General features: G+C 65.6%; 23 protein-coding genes. 9 read left to right on the forward strand and 14 right to left on the reverse strand.

Annotated elements, in window-relative coordinates:
- Positions 1-3: 3 nt before the first annotated feature.
- The 5 genes from FJ417_RS26695 to hemC form a co-directional block, all read right to left on the reverse strand.
- Entirely contained in the window at positions 4-483 is a 480-nt protein-coding gene (locus FJ417_RS26695; RefSeq protein WP_140707097.1) for a TerB family tellurite resistance protein, read from the reverse strand.
- Between the two features lie 33 nt (positions 484-516).
- Positions 517-2,085, reverse strand: coding sequence for a heme biosynthesis protein HemY (locus tag FJ417_RS26700; protein ID WP_140785495.1), 1,569 nt, complete (start codon positions 2,083-2,085; stop codon positions 517-519).
- A 10-nt stretch (positions 2,086-2,095) separates the two neighbouring features.
- Positions 2,096-3,559, reverse strand: coding sequence for a COG4223 family protein (locus FJ417_RS26705; RefSeq protein ID WP_140785496.1), 1,464 nt, complete (start codon positions 3,557-3,559; stop codon positions 2,096-2,098).
- A gap of 106 nt (positions 3,560-3,665) precedes the next feature.
- Positions 3,666-4,379 carry a uroporphyrinogen-III synthase gene (locus FJ417_RS26710; protein WP_140785497.1) on the reverse strand — a complete coding sequence of 238 codons (714 nt, stop codon included), beginning with the start codon at positions 4,377-4,379 and terminating at the stop codon, positions 3,666-3,668.
- Position 4,380: 1 nt separating this feature from the next.
- Complete coding sequence (gene hemC / locus FJ417_RS26715; RefSeq protein WP_140785498.1) at positions 4,381-5,304, reverse strand: hydroxymethylbilane synthase; 924 nt, start codon at positions 5,302-5,304, stop codon at positions 4,381-4,383.
- A 214-nt stretch (positions 5,305-5,518) separates the two neighbouring features.
- Here hemC and tsaD point away from each other — a divergent pair, with 214 nt between their 5' ends.
- The 6 genes from tsaD to FJ417_RS26745 all read left to right on the forward strand — a co-directional run bounded on the left by tsaD (position 5,519) and on the right by FJ417_RS26745 (position 9,578).
- Positions 5,519-6,604, forward strand: coding sequence for a tRNA (adenosine(37)-N6)-threonylcarbamoyltransferase complex transferase subunit TsaD (tsaD, locus tag FJ417_RS26720; protein WP_181183310.1), 1,086 nt, complete (start codon positions 5,519-5,521; stop codon positions 6,602-6,604).
- Entirely contained in the window at positions 6,601-7,617 is a 1,017-nt protein-coding gene (locus tag FJ417_RS26725; protein ID WP_140785500.1) for an NAD(P)H-dependent glycerol-3-phosphate dehydrogenase, read from the forward strand. The genes tsaD and FJ417_RS26725 overlap by 4 nt, the downstream gene beginning before the upstream one ends.
- 17 nt (positions 7,618-7,634) lie before the next feature.
- Positions 7,635-7,931, forward strand: coding sequence for a YciI-like protein (locus FJ417_RS26730; protein ID WP_140785501.1), 297 nt, complete (start codon positions 7,635-7,637; stop codon positions 7,929-7,931).
- 94 nt (positions 7,932-8,025) lie between these two features.
- The gene (locus FJ417_RS26735) at positions 8,026-8,451 is read left to right on the forward strand and encodes an EVE domain-containing protein (protein WP_140785502.1); all 426 of its coding nucleotides are present in this window, start codon (positions 8,026-8,028) and stop codon (positions 8,449-8,451) included.
- The gene (locus tag FJ417_RS26740; protein WP_140785503.1) at positions 8,448-9,104 is read left to right on the forward strand and encodes a methyltransferase; all 657 of its coding nucleotides are present in this window, start codon (positions 8,448-8,450) and stop codon (positions 9,102-9,104) included. Before FJ417_RS26735 ends, FJ417_RS26740 begins: the two co-directional genes overlap by 4 nt.
- 51 nt (positions 9,105-9,155) lie before the next feature.
- Positions 9,156-9,578, forward strand: coding sequence for a DUF1761 domain-containing protein (locus FJ417_RS26745; protein WP_140785504.1), 423 nt, complete (start codon positions 9,156-9,158; stop codon positions 9,576-9,578).
- 11 nt (positions 9,579-9,589) lie between these two features.
- Here the strand turns inward: FJ417_RS26745 and gcvA are convergent, their stop codons facing one another.
- Positions 9,590-10,510, reverse strand: a complete 921-nt coding sequence (gcvA, locus tag FJ417_RS26750; protein WP_140785505.1) for a transcriptional regulator GcvA — start codon at positions 10,508-10,510, stop codon at positions 9,590-9,592.
- A 130-nt stretch (positions 10,511-10,640) separates the two neighbouring features.
- Between gcvA and FJ417_RS26755 the strand changes: the two genes are divergently transcribed.
- The gene (locus FJ417_RS26755; RefSeq protein ID WP_140785506.1) at positions 10,641-10,901 is read left to right on the forward strand and encodes a hypothetical protein; all 261 of its coding nucleotides are present in this window, start codon (positions 10,641-10,643) and stop codon (positions 10,899-10,901) included.
- Between the two features lie 129 nt (positions 10,902-11,030).
- On the opposite strand, the gene FJ417_RS26765 is transcribed toward FJ417_RS26755, so the two are convergent.
- The gene (locus tag FJ417_RS26765; RefSeq protein ID WP_140785507.1) at positions 11,031-11,627 is read right to left on the reverse strand and encodes a L,D-transpeptidase; all 597 of its coding nucleotides are present in this window, start codon (positions 11,625-11,627) and stop codon (positions 11,031-11,033) included.
- 84 nt (positions 11,628-11,711) lie between these two features.
- On the opposite strand from FJ417_RS26765, the gene FJ417_RS26770 reads away from it, so the two are divergent.
- Together FJ417_RS26770 and FJ417_RS26780 are read left to right on the forward strand one after the other, a co-directional pair.
- Positions 11,712-12,395, forward strand: a complete 684-nt coding sequence (locus FJ417_RS26770; protein ID WP_040991447.1) for a response regulator transcription factor — start codon at positions 11,712-11,714, stop codon at positions 12,393-12,395.
- Positions 12,396-12,638: 243 nt separating this feature from the next.
- Entirely contained in the window at positions 12,639-13,094 is a 456-nt protein-coding gene (locus FJ417_RS26780) for a cyclic nucleotide-binding domain-containing protein (protein WP_140646062.1), read from the forward strand.
- A gap of 116 nt (positions 13,095-13,210) precedes the next feature.
- On the opposite strand, the gene xth is transcribed toward FJ417_RS26780, so the two are convergent.
- The 7 genes from xth to tesB all read right to left on the reverse strand — a co-directional run bounded on the left by xth (position 13,211) and on the right by tesB (position 21,462).
- Positions 13,211-14,017, reverse strand: a complete 807-nt coding sequence (gene xth / locus FJ417_RS26785; RefSeq protein ID WP_140785508.1) for an exodeoxyribonuclease III — start codon at positions 14,015-14,017, stop codon at positions 13,211-13,213.
- Between the two features lie 141 nt (positions 14,018-14,158).
- A complete protein-coding gene (locus FJ417_RS26790) occupies positions 14,159-14,827 on the reverse strand; it encodes an outer membrane lipoprotein carrier protein LolA (protein ID WP_140646060.1) in 669 nt (222 codons plus the stop codon).
- Between the two features lie 376 nt (positions 14,828-15,203).
- Positions 15,204-17,879: a DNA translocase FtsK gene (locus FJ417_RS26795; RefSeq protein ID WP_140785509.1), complete on the reverse strand. Its 2,676-nt coding sequence runs from the start codon at positions 17,877-17,879 to the stop codon at positions 15,204-15,206.
- A 209-nt stretch (positions 17,880-18,088) separates the two neighbouring features.
- Complete coding sequence (locus tag FJ417_RS26800) at positions 18,089-18,364, reverse strand: hypothetical protein (RefSeq protein WP_140658660.1); 276 nt, start codon at positions 18,362-18,364, stop codon at positions 18,089-18,091.
- A 263-nt stretch (positions 18,365-18,627) separates the two neighbouring features.
- Positions 18,628-19,917: an ammonium transporter gene (locus tag FJ417_RS26805; protein ID WP_281405341.1), complete on the reverse strand. Its 1,290-nt coding sequence runs from the start codon at positions 19,915-19,917 to the stop codon at positions 18,628-18,630.
- A gap of 94 nt (positions 19,918-20,011) precedes the next feature.
- Positions 20,012-20,350, reverse strand: coding sequence for a P-II family nitrogen regulator (locus tag FJ417_RS26810; RefSeq protein ID WP_006327120.1), 339 nt, complete (start codon positions 20,348-20,350; stop codon positions 20,012-20,014).
- A 248-nt stretch (positions 20,351-20,598) separates the two neighbouring features.
- Positions 20,599-21,462, reverse strand: a complete 864-nt coding sequence (gene tesB / locus FJ417_RS26815; protein WP_140646056.1) for an acyl-CoA thioesterase II — start codon at positions 21,460-21,462, stop codon at positions 20,599-20,601.
- Positions 21,463-21,473: the final 11 nt, after the last annotated feature.

Below are 21,473 nucleotides of genomic sequence, written 5' to 3' on the forward strand. Positions count from 1 at the left end.
CTGTTATTCGTCGCTCGATTTGCCCCGCGCGCCGGGCGCCTCGGCCGCCGCTTTTTGGCGCGCCTCGATGCGGTCATGGCGCTCGACGCCGATCAGCTCGGCGACCCGCCAGACCGTGTTGTCCTCGAGCTCGTGCAGCTCGCCGTCGGCATAGACGATTTCCCACATCAGGCCGATGAAGGCCTTGCGCGCCTCGGCGTCGAGATCGCGCTTGAGCACGCTGGTGAAGGCGTAGAGGTCTATCGCCTCATTGTCGGCGCGCTCGCCGGCCGCGGCCAGCGCGTCGAGCTCCTCGCCGCTCACCGAATAGGTCTCGCCCAGGATCTCCTTGAAGCGCTCCCATTCGACGTCCTGGCGCACGCCGTCGGCGTTCATCACATGGTAGAGCAGCGCCGAGGCCGCGACGCGCGGATCGTCAGCGCTCGGCCTGGCATGGCCGGCAGCCGGCAGATCTCTCAGGAAGGACAACACACGCTCGAACATCGACACCTTTTCCCTGCCCACCAAAACCCGACCTCAGAACAAACGAAACCGGCGCGGCGATTTATCCGCTTCTTCTTCCGGCGCGACACCTGGATCGTCCGGCAAAGGCGGTAATTCCGAACCCCGTCCGGTGGTTTCAGCTTCGCTGACGGCTTCCGCAACGGCCGCGTCCCTCTCGCCGCCATTCGCCGGCACCGGCTTCTGGGCGGGCGCGTCGGCAACAATATCGATCGCCTTTTCAGCGGGTGCGGCGGGCTGCGCAGCGGTGATCGCCGGCACCGCAACGTCCGTCTCGCTGTCGATCAGCTGGCCGAGCCGTTCCATCGGCGCGCGCCAGGTGAAGGCGTCGAGCTTGCCGGTGACCGGCGACACCGGCGCCCAGCGCTCGGAGATGACGCCGTCCGCCACCCAGGCCGGATCGCGCGGGGCGCGCACGGCCTTCGACAGCAGCTGCCGCACCTTTCCCTGGTCGCCGGTCTCGGCTTCCTCGATATCGGCGAGCAGCAGATAGGCGCCCTCGCGGCGATCCATGCGGATCGCGGCCTCCACCTCGCGCCGCGCGGTGGCGAAATCCTGCGCGTCGAGCGCCGCCCGCGCCACGGTCATGGACGACTCGGCGTGATTCTTCTTCAATTCCTGCAGTTTCTTCGCCCGGTTGAGGCGGTCGAGCACGGCATCGCCCGGCCTGGCATGGGTGTAGAGCTCGGCGATATCCGGATGCGGCTCGGCCTTCCACGCGGCCTCCAGTATCTTGGAGCCCTTGCGCACGTCGTTTTGCCGGATAACCAGATCGGCGGCGATCACCGCCGCCGGCGCGAAATCCGGCACCAGCTTGTTGGCTTCGAGCGCCGCGGTGCGGGCCGCGTTCGGATCGCTGTCGACCAGCGCCTGCGCCTTGGCGGTGAGCAGCACGGCGCGGCGGCGGTTGGCCGCGTCGCGCTCGATCTGCCTTGTCGATTTCTGCGCCTCGACCAGCTTCAGCGCGCCGTCCCAGTCGCCGCGTTCGGTCAGCTCCTCGAGCGTCGATTCTGCCGCCCAGGCAAGCTGCGGCGCCACCGCCGCCGCACGGCCGGCATAGTGGCGCGCGGCATTGCGGTCGCCGAGGCGCTCGGCCTCGAGATAGAGCCCGCGCAGGCCGAGCAGCCGCATCTCGGGATCGTCGAGCATGCGCTCGAACTTTTCCCGCGCGCCTTTATGGTCGCCTTCGAGCAGCGAAGCCTGGGCGTCGAGCAGATTGATCAGCGGCTCCTGATCGGAGTTGATCAGCTTGACCGCTTCCTTGGTCTTCTTGCGCGCCAGCGCGCCGTCGCCGGCGCCGGCGGCGATCATGCCCGTCGACAGCGCCTGGTAGCCGCGGTCGCGGCGGCGCACCCGGAAATAGCGCGAGATCGTGTAGGGGCTGTTCCACAGCGACTTGATCAGCCACCAGACGATCATCACCGCGGCGACCACGGCGACGATCGCCACCGCCGCCACCATCAGCGTGATCTGGTACTGGTAGCCGTTGAAGGTAACGATCATGTCGCCCGGGCGGTCGGCCAGCCAGGCGAAGCCCAGTCCCAGCGCGAAGACGACGGCGAGGAAGACGAGGAGGCGGATCATCTTGTCGTCCTCACGCCTTCGTCGCGCCGGCAATCAGCGCTTCGAGCTGCTTTTCGACGTCCAGCCGCGCCTTCAGTTTGCCGGCAAAATCGGCGCCGGCCGCTTTCGCCGCGTCGGGCAGCGTATCGTATTCGCCGAGAGCCTTGGCGTAGTCGCCCTGGTTGACCGCCACTTCCATGCGGGCGACGGTTTCCGGCACGCCCTTGCCCTCGATAGTCCCGACCGGCCGTACCTTGACCAGCGATTCCGCGCTCGATACCAGGCTCTGGAAGAAGCCGGCATTCTGGTCGACCGGTGTCGCCGCCTCGACCATGGCATTGGCGGCCGCATCGGCCTCCGACGCGATGGTGGCGCGGGTCGGCACGCCCTTTTCGGCATAGGAGCGCAGCGCCGCGAGCTCCGGCGCATCCGGCGCGATCGCCGCGAACGTATCGAGCTCGGTCGCGAATGGCGCGCCGCGATCGAGCGCCGACTTCAGCGCCGAGGCCGCGATCGCCAGCGCGATCTTGGGCTGCGAGGCCTGCGCCTCGACCTTGCCGGAAAGCTGCGACACGGACTGTTCCAGCGCCGCGACCCGGCCGTCCTCGGCCTTGGCCGCGTCGCCGGTCGATTTCACCAGCGCGTCGAGCCCGGCGATCTTCTCGTTGAGCGACCCGAGATCGACGGGCGCCACGCTGCCGTTCTTCTGCAGGCCGGCGACAGCCGTCTCGATCTGGCCGACCTTGTCGCCGAGCGCCTTGAGCGCGGCGCCGCCGCCGCTCTGTCCGGCCGAGGATTTCAGCGCCGCTATATCGGCCTTGACCTGGTCGAGCGCCGATGAAAGGTCGTCGACCTTGGCCGACGCACCCGTATCGCCGCTTTCCTTCAGCGCCGCGATCTCGCTCTTCAGCGAAGCGATCTCGCCATTGACGCCATCGAGGGATCCGCCGCCCGAGCCTGGCGCGCCAAGCATGCCGACCGCCTGCAGCAGGCCGGCGCCGGCAAGCGCGATCACGCCGCCGATGACGCCCGCGGCGATGGCGTTGACGCCGGTTTTGCGCGAAGGCTGCGGCACGCGATCCTCGCTCCGTGTCTCGCTTGGCTTCTCTGTGGAGGCGCCGGCGCCGGGCGCGGAGGCGTCCTCAAAATTATACTCGAAGCCCTTGGACTGGCTCTTCGGCGCGTCGGGACCGCCGGGATACGGCGCCTCCGGCTCGTCCTTGCCGGCCTCGGGCCTGTCAGCCGCTGCCTGCGCGGCGTCGCTATGCTCCCACGGCTCGATATCGGCCTGCTCGGCATGGATCGGCTCTTCCGGCGCCTCCGGCTGCGAAGCGGCTGCGGCCTCTTGCGCCTTCGCCTCGTCGGTCTGCGCGGCCTCGGCCTCGGCCTTGGCGGCATCCTCGTCGGTGATTCGCGAGACGGCGCCGGGCTCGAGTTCGATGGTCACCGGCTCGCGCCGGGTCTTCGAATGTCGCATCTTCGGCGTCTTGACCATGCTTGGGCTCCGCAAAATGGCTTGAGGATGGATCAATGGGTCCAGAGCGTCAGGATGCTCTAGCACATCACCAAGCGGTGAAAAGGGGGCGGTGTGATGACGTGGCTCAGCCGGGCAGCGACAAAAGCGCCAGCAGCGCATCTTCCTCGGGCTTGGATGCGATGCGGATCGGTTGACGGACGATCCCCTGCAGCGGCTCGGCGACACGCGCCGAAAGCGCTAAAAATTCTGTTTTTCCAAAGAGATGCCGCAGGGCTGGCCGCGTTGCCAGGTCGACCAGCGCGGCACTGGCCTTGGCCGAATAGAGCAGCGCCGCCTCGACCGGCTGGCGCGACAGGCGGGCGACCACGTCGGCATCGCCATAGTCGACACCTGTCGTGTCGTAGGTCTCGATCGCCTGGACATGCACTGCCGCCGCCGCCAGCCGCCGCTCGAATACCGGGAAGCGGACGCGGCCGCACAGATAAACGATTGCCTTGCCGGCAAGGCCGCCGGCGATGGCGTCGGACAGCGCTTCGGCGTCACCCGGACCTTCCGTGACGGAGAAGAACCCCGCCGCGCGGCAGGCTTCGGCCGTCCTTTTGCCAACCGCGTGGCAAGGCAGGCTCGCAAGCGCCGCGATCAACGCCCCGGGCGCATGCCGCACCGCATTGGCGCTGGTGACGGCGACCGCGACGCTCTCGGCGCCGACGGTCGCCTCGGCCGGCAATGTCCTCGTCTCGGTCAATGGCAGCAGGATCGGCCGGAATCCCAAGGTTTCGAGGCGTCGTGCCGTGCGCGACGCGCCGGGCTCCGGCCTCGTCACCAGGACGCGGACCATGTCAGGCCCAGCCGTCGAAGAATTTAGCACCGGCCCTGGCGCGAACCGTCCGCGCGGCGTCCAGGCCGATCTCCGCCGCGTCCGCGGCCTCGCCTTCCAGCCGGACCTCGTGCGATTCCGTGCCGTCGGGCGAGATGATCAGCCCGGCGAAGGACAGTTTCTCGCCCAAGACCGTCGCGTGGCCGGCGATCGGCGTGCGGCACGAGCCGTCGAGCGCGGCGAGGAAGGCGCGCTCGCAGGACAGCGCCTGGCCGGTCGGCACGTGATGGATCGCCGCCAGCATTCTCTCGACGTCGCGGTCGCCGATGCGGGTTTCGATGCCGATCGCGCCTTGCCCCGGCGCCGGCGGGAAAGCCTCCAGCGGCATCAGGTCGGTGACGACATGTTCGAGCCCGAGCCGCTTCAGCCCGGCATAGGCCAGGATGGTGCCCTCGGCGACGCCTTCGTCCAGCTTGCGCAGCCGCGTCTGCACATTGCCGCGGAAGATCACCACCTCGAAATCCGGCCGCATGCGGCGAAGCAGCGCCTGGCGGCGAAGCGACGACGATCCGACGATCGCGCCATGCGGCAGGTCGGCGATCCGTTTCACCTTCTTGCCGATGAAGGCGTCGCGGGCGTCCTCGCGCGGCAGGAAGGTGACAAGCTCCAATCCGTCGGGCAGCACCGTCGGCATGTCCTTCGACGAATGCACGGCGATGTCGATGCGGCCGTCAAGCAGCGCTTCCTCGATTTCCTTGGTGAACAGGCCCTTGCCGCCGGCCTCCGACAGCGGCCGATCCTGGATGCGGTCGCCGCTGGTCGAGATCGGCATTACTTCGAATGCCCGCTCGGGCAGCCCATGCGCCTGCATCAGCCGCGCCCGCGTCTCATGCGCCTGGGCGAGCGCCAGCGGGCTGCCGCGTGTTCCGATTTTCAAAGTTTGCATGGCGCGCGGTCCGTGATAACCCCCGAGTGAACTCGAGGTCTGCCGAGATTCAACGTCAGGCCGAGCCGAAAATGGTGGGTTTCGAGAACCGGAGCGGAGCGTACTTTTGGGTACGTGAGCACCGGAAGCGCAGAAACCCGCCATTTGCAGGCCGGCATCACCTGAATATCGACAGACCTCCGGCGACACAATCTTTGTGGACAGCGACCAATTGATCCGCGTTCTGGGCATTGAGACGAGTTGCGACGAGACGGCGGCCAGTGTGGTGGCGCTGGACGGCGGCTCCGCGCCCGAAATCCTGTCCAACATCGTGCTCAGCCAGATCGAAGAGCATGCGGCCTTCGGCGGTGTCGTGCCGGAGATTGCCGCGCGCGCCCATGTCGAGGCGCTGGACGGCATCATCGAGGCAGCACTTGCCGACTCGTCGGTCTCGCTCGACGAGGTCGACGCGATTGCCGCGACGGCGGGGCCGGGTCTGGTCGGTGGGCTGATCGTCGGCTTGATGACCGCCAAGGCGATCGCCGCTGCCGCCAACAAGCCGCTGATCGCCATCAACCACCTCGAAGGCCACGCGCTGACGGCGCGGCTGACCGACGGTCTCGACTTCCCATATCTGCTGCTGCTCGTCTCCGGCGGCCACACCCAGATTGTCGCGGTGCGCGGCGTCGGCGATTACCAGCGCTGGGCGACGACCATCGACGATGCGTTGGGCGAAGCCTTCGACAAGACGGCCAAGATGCTCGGCCTGCCCTATCCAGGCGGCCCGAATGTCGAGAAGGCCGCGGCCAGCGGCGATCCCCGCCGTTTCGCCTTCCCGCGTCCGATGAAGGCCTCTGCGCAGCCGGATTTCTCCTTCTCGGGCCTGAAGACGGCGGTGCGCCAGGCGGCAACCGCTATCGCGCCGCTGAGCGACCAGGACGTCGCCGATATCTGCGCCTCTTTCCAGGCGGCTGTGGCCGACGCATTGGGCGACCGCGTGGCGCGCGCGCTTGCCCGCTTCCGCCAGGAATTCCCCGGCCAGGCAAAGCCGGCGCTGGTCGTCGCCGGCGGCGTCGCCGCCAACCGCACCATCAAGGCAACGCTTGAAGCGCTTTGTTCGCAAGCCGGCTTCGCCTTCGTCGCGCCGCCGCAAAAGCTCTGCACCGACAATGCGGCGATGATCGCCTGGGCCGGCATCGAGCGGCTGCGCGCCGGCATCGCCGACGAAAACACCGCCGATTTCGTACCGCGTTCGCGCTGGCCGCTGGACAGCGTTTCCATGCCCCTGGTCGGCTCGGGCCGACGCGGGGCCAAGGCATGACAGCGAAGAGAACGAGCGGCAAGCGGTCAGGCAGCTGGCGCGTTGCGGTGCTGGGCGGCGGCGCCTGGGGCACGGCGCTGGCGCTGGCCATGCTGCGCGCCGGCCATGATGTCCGGCTCTATGCGCGCGACGCCGAAACCGTGGCCGCCGTCGCCCGCGGCGAGAACCCGCGCTACCTGCCCGGCATCCGGATCGCGCCGGGCATCGCCGCCACCAGCAATATGGCCGCGGCGCTCGACGGCGCCGACTGCGTGCTCGCCGTGACGCCGGCGCAGTCGCTGCGCGCGGTCCTGGCCGATGCGCGCAACCACGTCCCCGCAGGCGTGCCGCTGGTGCTTTGCGCCAAGGGCATCGAGCGCGACACCGGCGCGCTGCTGTCGGCGATCGTCGCTGAAAGCCTGCCGGGCAATCCGGTCGCGGCACTGTCCGGTCCGAGTTTCGCCAGCGACGTCGCGCGCGGCCTGCCGACCGCTGTGGTGGTTGCCGCCCGCGATGCGGAATTGGCGGCCGAGCTTGCCGCGCGCTTCTCGGCGCAGAACCTTCGCTGCTATTCGAGCGACGACCTGATCGGCGTCGAGATCGGCGGCGCGCTGAAGAATGTCTTTGCCATCGCCGCCGGCGCCGTCACCGGCGCCGGGCTTGGGGCCAGCGCCCAAGCCGCCATGGTGACGCGCGGCTTCGTCGAATTGCGCCGCATCGGCGCCGCTTTCGGTGCCAGGCCGGAAACGCTGATGGGGCTTTCCGGCCTGGGCGACCTCTTGCTCACCTGTTCGTCATCGCAGTCGCGCAACTTTGCCTATGGCCTGGCGCTGGGCCAGGGCAAGCCGCTTGCCGGCCTGCCGCTGGCCGAAGGCGTGCCGACGGCCGGCATTGCCGCCCGAATCGCCGCCGAGCGCGGCATCGAGGCCCCGATCATCTCGGCCGTCGCCGCCATCCTCGACGGTAAGATAACCATCGGCCAGGCCGTGACCGCGCTGATGACACGCCCGCTCAAGACCGAAACCGACATCTGAACCATCGGAGTGGAAAAATGCTGTTTGCGTTGATTTGCAAGGACAAGCCCGGCAGCCTGCAGCTGCGTGTCGATACGCGGCCGGCGCACGCGGCGTTCCTGGAAGGCCTGATCAGCGAAGGCAGGCTTGCCTTTGCCGGACCCTTCCTCGACGCCGACGGCAAGCCGGACGGCAGCCTGGTGATGATCGAGGCACCGGACATGGCTGGCGCCCAAGCCCTGGCCGCCGCCGACCCCTACGCCAAGGCCGGCCTGTTCGAAAGCGTCCACATCCGTCCGTGGAACTGGGTGTTCCAGAAGCCCGCCGGCGCATGATCGTTCGCTGCTCTCGCCGCCGCGCCGGCGAGAGAGTAAGCATAGACGGCAACGCCGTGCATGGCGCGCCGACAATGGCAACGGGACAAACGATATGAACTACTGGCTTTTCAAGTCCGAACCCTCGGTCTTCTCCTTCGAGGCGCTGAAGGCCAAGGGCAAGTCCGGCACGCAATGGGACGGCGTGCGCAATTACGCGGCGCGCAACAACATGAAGGCGATGCAGATCGGCGATCTCGGCTTCTTCTACCATTCCAATGAAGGTCTCGACATCGTCGGCATCGCCGAAGTCTGCGCGCTCGCCCACCCCGACTCCACCACCGACGATCCGCGCTGGGAATGCGTCGACATCCGCGCCGTCAGGGACGTGCCGAACCCGCCGACGCTGGAACAGGTCAAGGCCAATCCCAAGCTCGCCGACATGGCGCTGGTGCGGCTCGGCCGGCTTTCCGTGCAGCCGGTGACGCCGGCCGAATGGAAAGAGGTCTGCCGCATGGGCGGCCTCGATCCGGCCCCGTGACCAGGCTGACGCCGGCAAGCGCCAGTAAATTCATCCTCGACAACACGGCTTTGATGGCGCCGCCGCATGTGCCGGAGGTGCTGCTGCATCTGGCCGACGAGGCGCATGATTTGTGGCTGCGCACCGAGGAGGAGCTGGCCGAGATCGGCCTGCCGCCGCCCTTCTGGGCCTTCGCCTGGGCCGGCGGCCAGGGGCTCGCCCGCTACGTGCTCGACCACCCGGCCACGGTGCGCGGCAAAACCGTGCTCGACTTCGCCTCCGGCTCAGGCCTGGTCGCCATCGCCGCCGCTAAGGCCGGCGCGACGAAGGTGGTCGCCGCCGACATCGACCCGTTCTGCGGCACGGCGGTCGGCCTCAACCTGGAAGCCAATGGCGTGAAGGCCGAATTCCTCGGCGCCGACTGTATCGGCACCGATGCCGGCTGGGACGTCGTGCTGGCCGGCGACGTCTTCTACGACAAGGTGTTCGCGGACAGGCTGATGCCCTGGTTCAAGACGCTGAGAAAGCGCGGCGCCGACATCGTCGTCGGCGATCCCGGCCGCTCCTATCTGCCGCGATCGGGGCTGGAACCGCTTGCCGCATACGAGGTGCCGGTGACACGCGTGCTGGAGGATGCGGAAGTCAAGCGCACCACCGTCTGGCGTCTTCCTTGACGCCATCGCCGAACAGGCGTTCCATCCGTCATCATTTCTGGAGGGGGTTTCATGGATTTTTCAACGATAAACTGGCTGGCGGTGATCGTCGCCGCCGTCGTGGCGTGGCTGTTCGGCGCCGCCTGGTACATGGGCTTGAGCAAGCCCTGGCTGAAGGCCGCCCGGCTCGACCCGGCAACCATGAAACGCTCGCCCGTCCCGTTCATCGTCAGCTTCATCGCCGAGCTCCTCATGGCGCTGGTCCTGACCTTGGTGGTCGGCGCCGTTACAGGCGGTGAGCCGAGCCTGCTCGCCGGGCTGATCTTCGGCTTCGTGCTGTGGCTGGGCTTCGTCGCCACCACGCTTTCCGTCAACCACCGCTATCAAGGCTTCGGCTGGGGCCTGACGCTGATCGATGCCGGCCATTGGCTGGGCGTCATGCTCATCATCGGCGCGGTAATCGGCTGGTTCGGCCCGCCGGCAGGCGCAGGCTGAGGCGCTTGTAACTACGTCGGCGTCTTCGCCGCTTCCTCGAGCAGCCATTCCCGGAAGGCGATGACGCGCGGATCCTCGGCGATCGCCTCAGGGTACACAAGGAAATAGGCGAAGTCCTGCGCCACCTTGATGCCGAGTTCGAACGGCTGGACAAGCCGCCCTTGCGAAAGGTCGCTGGCGACCATCGCGAAATCGGCGAGCGCCACAGCATTGCCGTCGAGCGCCGCCTGCGTGGCGTCGGTCGAGGTCCTGAAGACGAGCGTGCGGCTGTCGTCGAAATCGTCGACGCCCGCCGCCTGCATCCACATGCGCCAGTTTGGCCACGTCACGCCCTGGCGCGACCACTCGATATGAGCGAGCGTGTGGTGGAAAAGGTCGCGCGGCTTCTTCAGCGGCGGACCTGAGGCGAGCAGCGCCGGGCTGCATACCGGAATGATGATGTTCTCGAACAGCCGGTGGGCGCGAAGGCCCGGATATTTGCCGGCGCCGAAACGAATGCCGACATCGACATCGTCCAGTTCGAAGTCGCGCACGTCGTAGGTGATGTCGAAGCGAACCTCGATGCCGGGCTTCTGCTTGCGGAAATCGTCGACACGCCGCATCAGCCACTTCGTCGCGAACTGCGCGTCGAGCGTCACCTTCAGCAGCGCCGTGCCGCGCGTCATCTTGCGCGCCCGCGACACCGCCCGGTTCAGCAGGTCGAGCGCATCGACCGAAGCCTCGAGCAGCACGGTTCCCGCTTCCGTCAGCCGGATGGTGCGGCTGGTGCGCGTGAACAGCACCAGATCGAGCTGATCCTCGATTTCCTTGATCTGGTGGCTGACCGCCGCCGGCGTCAGGCCGAGCTCGTCGGCGGCGCGGGTAAAATTGAGGTGCCTGGCTGCCGCCTCGAACGTCCTCAGCGCACGCGTTCCGGGCAGCAGCTTGGACATCCGATCTCCAAATAAAACTTGATGATTGAAAAAGAACTACTCGTTTCTCGTTTGTTTTTCAATCCGGCATGATGGCTTCATCGAAACACTGTCAAACCGGATTTGATATCCGGAGAACACGGATAGAGCCATGTCTGAGATCGCCCTGAAGTCCTGCACCTCCCTGGAACGCCCCTCCGGCCTCACCCTTTGGCTGCGTTCGGCACGCGATTGGCTGCGCCAGGCCCGGGTCGCCGCCCAGCTGCCGCACGAGTCGGTCGAAGACCTCTCCAGCAGCCAGTTGCGCGACATCGGCGCCGGGCGCCGGGATGTGGCAAAGGCGATGGACCGGGAGCTTCGCGAGATCGGCCTGCTCGGCACGGGCTGGCAGAAACCGGGAAAGAGGCAGTAGGGATTAGGGATTAGGGATTAGGCAGTAGGCAATAGGCAATAGGGAAGGAGACACCTACTGCCCTACTGCCCTACTGCCCTACTGCCCTACTGCCCTACTGCCCTACTGCCCTACTGCCCTACTGCCCTACTACCGAACTACCCGCACCACCGTCCTGTCCGACAGCAACGGAAGCAGCCTCGCCATGGTCCGCGCCGTCACAGCCACGCAGCCTTGCGTCGGCGTGAAGCCCGGCCGTGCCAGATGGAAGAAGATCGCGCTGCCACGGCCCCGCCGGCGCGGCGTGATGTTCCAGTCGAGCACCAGGCAGACATCGTAGAGCCGGTCGCCGCGCTTCATCCGCTCATGGCTCGCGCCATAGGGGATCTTAACCGGCCGGTTGTAATTGCGGTCGTCCGGAACCTCGCACCAGCCGAGATCCGGACCGATCGGCGCCATCGGCAGCCTCGTCCTGCGCCCGCCCGCGAAATGATCGCCCCGAAAATAGCCTGACAGGATGCGCATCGACGCCAACGGCGTCGCGCCGTCCCCTTCATGCTTGTTGGCGGTGATGCCGCCGCGCCCCAAAGCGCAGGGAAACACCGTTTTGCCGGCCTGCAGGAACCCTTGCGCCGGATTGCCGGGCCGTGCGCGCACGACCAAAACACGCAAGGCTTTCGGCAAAAATGCGGCCGCCTCATTGCGCGCGCGTTTTTTCTTGTATGATTGTCTCACGGAACAAATCACTGTGATCGGCTGTTGCGCCGGTGAGCTTCCGCATAAATGGGGGGAGGTCAACTGAATATTCTTTTTAAAACAACGGATTGATCCATGACATCACGCACCATCCTGATCGTCGATGATGACGACGACCTGCGCGCCACCCTGGTCGAGCAACTGGCGCTCTACGAAGAATTCGACGTCCAGCAGGAATCGACCGCCGCAAAAGGCGTTGCCGCGGCGCGCGGCGGCGTCGTCGACCTGCTCATCATGGATGTCGGCCTGCCCGACATGGATGGCCGCGAGGCGGTGAAAATCCTGCGCAAGGGCGGCTACAAGGCGCCGATCATCATGCTGACTGGCCATGACACCGATTCCGACACGATTCTGGGTCTCGAGGCCGGCGCCAACGATTATGTGACCAAGCCTTTCCGCTTCGCCGTGCTGTTAGCCCGCATCCGCGCCCAGCTTCGCCAGCATGAGCAGAGCGAGGACGCGACCTTCTCGGTAGGCCCCTATACGTTCAAGCCCAGCCAGAAGCTGCTGATCGATCCGCGCGGCGCCAAGGTGCGGCTGACCGAGAAGGAAGCCTCGATCATCAAGTATCTCTACCGCGCCGACCAGAAGGTGGTGACGCGCGACGTGCTGTTGGAAGAGGTCTGGGGCTACAATTCCGGCGTCACCACGCACACGCTGGAGACCCATGTCTACCGGTTGCGCCAGAAGATCGAGCGCGATCCTTCCAATGCCGAAATTCTTGTGACAGAAAGCGGCGGCTACAAGCTGGTTCCTTAAACATTCATGATCTAGAGCAATTCCAGGAAAAGTGTGAGGCGGTTTTCCGTCCGGAATTGCGCCGAAACAAACGGAATGAGCGGTCGGGGCGGGACCGCTTCGGGTGCGATCCTGGTGCTGGAGGGTGATGGATCGGCTCGTTGCACGCATCGCACGATGCACGGTGGAGCGTTTCTCGCGCGCCCAGGAGGGCGCGCCGCTCCAAAGGAGGGACTGGACTGACCGCTCGGGGACACAGCTAGGATGGCGCTGGATGACGACATCCAAATCCTGTCCAGCGTGAAGCTTTTCCAGGGCTTCACGCAGGAACAGCTGCGCCTGCTCGCCTTCGGCGCCGAGACCACTGTGCTCCAGGCCGATCATAAGCTCTACCGCGAGGACGACGTCGCTGACTCTGCCTACATTGTAGTCAGCGGTTTGATCGCACTCTATCGGGAGCTGGGCGGTGAACGCGTCCCGATCGGTACGGCAGGCCCGGGCACCATGCTGAGCGAACTGGCGCTGATCGCCGACACCAACCGGCTGACCAGCGCCTCCGCTGCGGTCGATTCGGAAGTGATCCGGCTGAGCCGCAAGATGTTCCGCCGCATCCTGGAGGAGTATCCGGACCTCGCCGTGCAACTGCACGCGCGCATCCTGGAGGAATTTCAGCAGATGATCGCCCGCATCGAGGAATTGGCGCCGCGGTTTACGGGTTAGCGGTAGGCGTCGGCCAGAGAGCGCCTTCGTCATTCTAGGGTCTGCGCGCGTCGCTTCGCTCCTTGCTCCGCCCTAGATGACGACCGCAAAGCAGGCGCCCCTCCCGCCGTCCCACGCTAATCCAGGTCGAACCGCGCAATAACCGGCACATGATCGGACGGCTTCTCCCAGCCGCGCGCCGCCTGCAGGATCTCGTAGCCGGTGAAGGTCGGCACCAGATTGGCTGACGACCACACGTGATCGAGCCTGCGCCCCCTGTTGGAGGCTTCCCAGTCCTTCGCGCGGTAGCTCCACCAGGTGTAGAGTTTCTGCTCGGCGGGCACGTTGAGCCGCATCAGGTCGACCCAGCCGCCGGCCTCGCGCATCGCCTCGAAATTTGTCGTCTCGACCGGCGTATGGCTGACAACGTTGAGCAATTGCTTGTGCGACCAGACGTCATGCTCCTGCGGCGCGATGTTCAGGTCGCCGACCAGAATCGACGCGGATAGCTCGTCCTGGCTCGCCGGCATGGCGTTCATCTCATGGACGAAATCGAGCTTGTGCCGGAATTTGCGGTTGATCTCCGGATCCGGCTCATCGCCGCCGGCCGGCACGTAGAAATTGTGCACCAGCACCGACTTGCCGCCCGCCTGCACCCTGACCGACAGATGCCGGCTGTCGTCGATCTCGCAGAACCGCCGCTTCTCGACCAGCTCGATCGGACGGCGGGCGACGGTGGCGACGCCGTGATAGCCCTTCTGGCCGTGGAACAGGATGTGCTCGTAGCCCGCCTTGCGGAAGGCTTTTTCCGGGAACAGCTCGTCGGGAACCTTGGTCTCCTGCAGGCACAGCACGTCGGGCGCGTGCTCTTTCAGGAGCCGCTCGACGATCGGCATGCGCAGGCGCACGGAGTTGATGTTCCAGGTGGCGATTGTGAAGGGCATGCGGCGGAGTCCAGGACGGCGAAAGTCGCCGCACTAGTGCCAGCCAAGCGCGACAAAAACAAGCTAGCGACAACGGCTAAGGTCAGCGCTGCCCCTCTTTGCTCTGCCGGGCATCTCTCCTCGTAAACGGGGAGAAAGAGCTTATCTGGTTTTCGTATTCAGCTCGCGGTTCGCGGTATAGTCGATGGCAAACGTGTCCGGCGGGAAGCTGACGCCTTCCTTGGTGTTGAAGATCATCACCGTGGTGTCCTTGCCTTGAGCATCGGTGATCGTCCACTGGCGCAGATCATAGGTCTTCGGGTCGAACATCATGGTGATCATCGCATTGCCGAAGACCGACTTGTCGGAAAGCTTGATGGTGGTCAGGTCGTCCTCTTCCTTGATGGCCTTGACGCGCCCGCCGGAGAGATCGATCCGGTCGTCGAGCAGCAGCTTCAGCGGCGTCTTCGACAGCGGATAGAGGTCGGAGGTGTTGAGCTTCTTGTTGAGGATCACCACCGACTTGCCGTCGGAGATGACGCGGAAGTTCGAGGATCCGTCATAGTTGAAGCGGATCTTGCCCGGGCGTTCGAGGAAGAACTTGCCGCCGGTCTGCTCGCCTTTCGGGCCGAACTGGACGAACTCGCCGCTCATCGACTTCACCGAGGAGAAATGGTCGGCGATCTTCTGCGCCGCCGGCGGCACGGCGGCCTGCGCCGCGGCCACCAGCTGGTAGCCCGGGACGAGGTTGAGAGCGGCGGCTCCGCCAAGCATCAGGCCGAGGCCGAGGACCTGGCGGCGGGTGATGGCGAATTCTGTCTGGGTCTTCATGCCGGTCGCTTCCTGTGATTCGTGTCGTCGCAGTTTCTGGACTCCCACTAGGGCTTAAGTTTGGCGGGCGCGACAGGTCCGTCGGATATGCGCGGGCGACAGCCCATCGCACAAACGCACAAGGTGATTTCAAGTTGCTTGCTGACCCGTTTCGGCGTCTCGCCGGGCCAGGGCTTGTCGAGATTCAGGTCAGGCCGAGACGAAAATGGTGACTTCCGAGAACCGGCCTACGCCGACCGTCGCCTTCATAGAGCGGAGACACTTATGAGAGCTTCGGCCGGCGAAGACCGGAGCGGAGCGTACTTTTCGTACGTGAGCACCGGAAGCGCAGGAAGCCGCCATTTGCAGGCCGGCCTCACCTGAATCTCGACAAACCCTAGAACTTGTCCTCTTCGGTTGGCACCAGTATTTCGCGTTTGCCGGCATGGTTGGCCGGGCCGACAATGCCTTCCTTCTCCATCTTCTCGATGATCGAGGCGGCGCGGTTGTAGCCGATGCCGAGCCGGCGCTGGATGTAGCTGGTCGAGGCCTTGCCGTCGCGCAGCACCACCGCCACGGCCTGGTCGTAAGGATCGTCGGAATCCTCGAAATTGCCGCCGCCACCGCCGCCGGGGCCGCCCTTGCCCGACGGACCGTCCTCGTCGTCTTCCTCGTCATCCTCGGTGATGGCGTCGAGATATTCCGGCACGCCCTGCAGCTTCAGATGCCCGACGACCTTCTCGACCTCGTCGTCCGACACGAACGGGCCATGCACGCGCTGGATGCGGCCGCCGCCGGCCATGTAGAGCATGTCGCCCATGCCGAGCAGCTGCTCGGCGCCCTGCTCGCCAAGGATCGTGCGGCTGTCGATCTTCGACGTCACCTGGAAGGAGATGCGGGTCGGGAAATTGGCCTTGATGGTGCCGGTGATGACGTCGACGGACGGGCGCTGCGTCGCCATGATGACATGGATGCCGGCTGCGCGCGCCATCTGCGCCAGGCGCTGCACCGCGCCCTCGATATCCTTGCCGGCCACCATCATCAGGTCGGCCATCTCGTCGATAATGACCACGATATAGGGCATCGGCTCGAGATCGAGATCCTCGGTCTCGTAGATCGCCTCGCCGGTCTGGCGGTCGAAGCCGGTCTGCACCGTGCGCGAGATCTTTTCGCCCTTCTTCTCGGCCTGTTGGACGCGCGCGTTAAAGCCGTCGATGTTGCGCACGCCGACCTTGGACATCTTGCGATAGCGGTCCTCCATCTCGCGCACCGTCCATTTCAACGCGACGACAGCCTTCTTGGGATCGGTGACGACCGGCGTAAGCAGATGCGGGATGCCGTCATAGACCGAGAGTTCGAGCATCTTCGGGTCGATCATGATCAGCCGGCATTCCTGCGGCGTCAGCCTGTAGAGCAGCGAAAGGATCATGGTGTTGATGGCGACCGACTTGCCCGAGCCGGTGGTGCCGGCGACCAGCACGTGCGGCATTTTGGCGATGTCGACGATGACCGCCTCGCCATTGATGGTCTTGCCCAGCGCCAGCGCGAGCTTCGCCTTGGTCGTCTCGAAATCGCGGCTGGCCATGATCTCTCTGAGATAGACCGTCTCGCGCTTGGCGTTGGGCAGCTCGATGCCGATGGCGTTGCGGCCGGGCACGACGGCGACGCGGCAGGCGATCGCGCTCATCGAGCGGGCGATATCGTCGGAAAGGCCGATGACGCGCGAGGACTTGATGCCGGGCGCCGGCTCCAGCTCGTAGAGCGTGACGACGGGACCGGGGCGGACATGGATGATCTCGCCCTTGACGCCGAAATCCTCCAGCACGCCTTCGAGCAGGCGCGCGTTCTGCTCCAGCGCGTCCTTCGACAGGCTTGGATCCTTGGCGACGTTCTTCGGCTCGGACAGGAAATGCAGCGACGGCATCTCGAACATGTCGGAACCGATCAGCGAGGTCTGCGCCTCGCGCTGGACGCGCGCGCCCGGCACCGGTCGCGCCGCCGGCGCGGCGACGCGGGTGGCAGCATCGGAGCGGAAATTCTGCACCTTGGCGCCTGCGCCGCGCCGCTGGGCGGGCGCTTCGTCGTCGAAATCGTCGAGGTAGACGTCTTCGTCCTGTTCGTCGTCGAAGATATCCTGGTCGGCCGGATCGACTGAAACGCTTCGGTCATTGACCATGGCGGCGAAGAATTCCGGCTCGACGCGGGCGCGGCCGCCGGGGCTCATGCGGGCTTCGGCGAACTCGGCCGATTCGACCCGCTCGGCGGCGCGCCGCCAGGCGCTGGCCTTGGGCTCCATCGGCGGCTCGAATTCGTCGCGCTCCCGCCTGCGGCGCTCGGCGCGGCGATGCAGGAAGGCGCGGAACGACAGCCACCAATGGGTGATGGCGCCGAGCGCCAGTATTCCTTCGTCGCCTTCGTCCTCATCCTCGTCGAACAGCATCTCGTCCTGCTCGCGCGGATCGGGCCGGGCGGCGCGCTCCATGACGGCAAAGCCGTTCTTGCGCGCGATCAGCGCCGAGCCGTAGGCGAACAGCCACAACATCGGCGCTGCGAGGATGACCGCTATGATGCTGGCGAACAGGCCTTTCGGATAACCGCCGACCGCGATGCCCGGGATTTTCAGCACCATGTCGCCGAACACGCCGCCGAGGCCGGTGGGCAGCGGCCAGGTGTTTGGCGGCGTCACGCAGCCGGCGATGGCCGCGGCGAGAAGCGCAAAGCCGAACCACGCGAAGCCGCGCTTCGGCAATTTGTCGACCCCGCGCGCGGAAAACAAAAGGAAGCCCCAGATCACCGCCGGCACCAGCCCGGCGACGGCGGCAAGGCCGAAGAACTGCATGGCGAGGTCGGAGAACACCGCGCCGGCATAACCCATGGCGTTGGTGACGACATTGCTGGTGGCGTGCGAGAAGCTCGGATCGGCGACGTTCCATGTGGCCAAGGCCGCGATGCCGAAGGCGGTGAACAGGAACAGCCCGGCGCCGACCAGCCGCCCGACCTGGCGCCGCGCGAATGCCTGGATGCCGTGCCCCGTATCGGTCAGCGCGAGCGGTGCTGAGGCGCCTGAACGCATGCTCTTCCCCGTGATCGTTGCCTGGCCGGGCGCATGGCGCATTCCGGCAGATTCGAACGCCAGACTATCGGGGGGAAGGTTAAGGCCGCATTAACCATGGCCCTTTACCGGGCCTCGGCTCGAACAAAGATGGCAGGCCTCGCGGCCCGCCACCCTGTGCCTTGAAATGACGAAGCGATCGGGCCCTAACGGACCCGACGTGCCGCAAATCACCTGTTGCCGGCGTAGGTTACCAGATTGCCGCAGAACTCGGCGTGAGGCTTGCTCATCGCCGCGTCCTGGCATTCCTTCATCATCATGTCCTGCTTGTCCTTGGGCATCGCCGCCCAGGCTGCTTTGAAGTCGGCCTCGGACTTCATCGTCTTCATGCTGGAATCAGTGAAGAACGGGGCCATGTTGGCCGGCTCATCGAGAGCACCGGCAAGTGCAACGCCGCTGATCATCGAAAGAGCCATTGCTCCCAGGAAGATATTCTTGATGTTCATCAGTTGGTTCCTTCCCTCTTGTTTGGCGGGCGCCTGGATGACGCTCGCTTTCCCATTACGGAATCTGGAAGGTCGATGTTTCACCCAGGCTCGATCAAGTGAATGTGATCGAAACTTCGCCTGGCAGGCGCCGAACAAAAAAGAGGCCCGGAAGGTTGTTCCGGGCCTCAAGGCGTGAGCCCCTTTCGGGAGCGTCACGACGGGATCTTGGGAGGAATTCGGGCCGGCGGGAGGAGGATCCGCCGGCCCTGACGAAGACGGCCTTACGGCACCACTTCGCCGTGCTGGGTGACGTCGAGGCCTTCCACCTCTTCCTGGGTCGACGGACGCAGGCCGACCAGGGCCTTGACGATGTAGAGGATCACGAAGGTGGCGATCGCCGTCCACAGGATGGTAAAGACGATGCCGTAGAGCTGCTTGCCCACCGAAGCGTCCTTGCCAAGGGCGTTGATGGCCGGATCGGCCAGCGCGCCGGTGAGCAGGGCGCCGACGATACCGCCGATGCCATGCACGCCGAAGGCATCGAGCGAGTCGTCATAGCCGAGCGCATGCTTGAGCTTGACCGCCGAGAGGTAGCAGACCACGCCGGCGATGATGCCGACGATGAAGGCGCCGGTCGGGTTGACGAAGCCGGAAGCCGGCGTCACCGCGACGAGGCCGGCGACGGCGCCCGAGATGATGCCGAGAACCGAAGGCTTCTTGGCGACGATCCATTCGGCGAACATCCAGGCCAGCGCCGCCGCGGCGGTGGCGACCTGGGTGTTCATCATGGCAGCACCCGCGAGGCCGTCTGCGGCGAGTTCCGAACCGGCGTTGAAGCCGAACCAGCCGACCCACAGCAGCGAGGCGCCGATGACGGAATAGACCAGGTTGTGCGGCGCCATGTTGGTGGTGCCGTAGCCTTCGCGCTTTCCGAGAACCAGCGCGCAGACCAGGCCCGCGACACCGGCGTTGATGTGGACGACCGTGCCGCCGGCGAAGTCGAGCACGCCGGCCGCGCCAAGGAAGCCGCCGCCCCACACCCAGTGCGCGATCGGCGCATAGACGAAGACCAGCCACAAGCCCATGAAGATTAGCAGCGCCGAGAATTTCATACGCTCGGCGAAGGCGCCGGCGATCAGCGCCGGCGTGATGATGGCGAAGGTCATCTGGAACATCGAGAAGACGAACTCGGGGATGTTCGAGACACCCGGCAGCCAAAGCGTCGAGACGGTGATGCCATGGTGGAAGAACCGCGAGAAGCCGCCGATATAAGCATTCAAGCTGGCGGATTCATTGGTCGTGAAGGCCAGCGAATAGCCGAACATGAACCACAGCACGGTCACCAGGCAGGTGATGGCGAAGCTCTGCATGATGGTGGCGAGCACGTTCTTCTTACGCACCATGCCGCCGTAGAACAGCGCCAGGCCCGGGATGGTCATCATCAGCACCAGCGCCGTCGAGGTGAGCATCCAGGCGGTGTTGCCGGTGTCGAGCGCCGGTGCCGGCGCGGCGGGCGCCGCGGCGGTGGCTGCCGGGGCGGCTTCCTGCGCGATGGCGGCGACGGTGCTCATGGCCACGAGCGCGAGCGAAGCGGCCGCGCGTCCCGTCGTCTTCAAGGTGGAAGGAATATTCATTGAACTCTCCGTTGGAATGGATGGTCGCCGCTTAGAGCGCGTCGGTGTCTGTTTCGCCGGTGCGGATGCGTACCGCCTGGTCGATGCCGAAGACGAAGATCTTGCCGTCGCCGATCTGACCGGTCTTGGCGGCCGCGGTGATGGCTTCGACGGCCTTGTCGACCATGTCGGCGCCGACGGCGACCTCGATCTTGATCTTGGGCAGGAAGCTGACCGCGTATTCCGCGCCGCGATAGATTTCCGTATGCCCCTTCTGACGCCCGTAGCCTTTGACCTCGGTGACGGTCAGGCCCTGGATGCCGACGGCGGTGAGCGCTTCGCGCACCTCGTCGAGCTTGAACGGCTTGATGATTGCCATCACGATTTTCATAAGGTTTCACCCTTTGCTGTTGCGGTCCCCCGCGTTTGCACACCTTCACCGATCCCGAGGAGAGCCGGAGAGTGTCCCATAGGATTCAAGCTCCGTGCCAGTTGCCGAAGCAGGGTGTTAACCTGTTGTAAACAAACAGAATGGGCGGCCGGTGCACATCATTCGCGCACAGGCATGGCGGAGCCATTGCCTATAAAATAGGCATAAAATCAAAAAAGCTCGTTTAGCAGGCAGACTTTGAAGCCGGCTCAGCGTTTGAGCCGGATGAGGCCTTCCTGGGCGACCGAGGCGATCAGCGTTCCATCCCGCGCGAACAGCGAGCCGCGGGTGAAGCCGCGCGACCCTTGAGTCGACGGACTGTCCTGGTTGTAGAGGATCCAGTCGTCCAGCGAATGGCTGCGGTGGAACCACATGGCGTGGTCGAGGCTGGCGGCCTGGATGTCGCGGTCGAAGATGGCGCGGCCATGCGCGAAGGTCGAGGTGTCGAGCAGCGTCATGTCGGAGAGGTAGGCGAGCACGGCCGCCTGCGTCGCGCGGTTTTCCGGCACCGGGCCGGTGGTGCGGATCCAGATGTTCTGCTGCGGCTCCAGCTTCTCGCGGCTCGTGTAGTGCTTCAGCATCACCGGCTTCATCTCGATCGGCCGGTCGCGCTCCCAGTAGCGCCTGATGCCTTCCGGAACCGCCTCGCCGAACTTGCCGAGCAGCTCGCGCTGGGTGAGCAGCGTGTCGGGCGCCGGCACGTCGCGCGGCATCGGCAGCTGGTGCTCGAGCCCGACCTCGTCCTGCTGGAAGGAAGCCTCCAGCGAGAAGATCGCCTGGCCATGCTGGATCGCAACGACCCGGCGCGTGGTGAAGGAGCCGCCGTCGCGGATGCGGTCGACCTCGTAGACGATCGGCAGCTTGGTGTCGCCCGGCCGCATGAAATAACCGTGCAGCGAATGCACGTGACGCTCCGGCTCGACGGTGCGCTGCGCGGCGACCAGCGCCTGGGCGATGGTCTGTCCGCCGAACACGCGCTGCCAGTCGACCTTGGGGCTGCGACCACGATACAGATTGTGTTCGAGCTGTTCGAGGTCGAGAATGTCGAGAAGCTCGTCCATGGCCGCTGTCATGTTTGAAATCC

This window comes from Mesorhizobium sp. B3-1-7 (assembly GCF_006439385.1).
GTDB lineage: Bacteria > Pseudomonadota > Alphaproteobacteria > Rhizobiales > Rhizobiaceae > Mesorhizobium.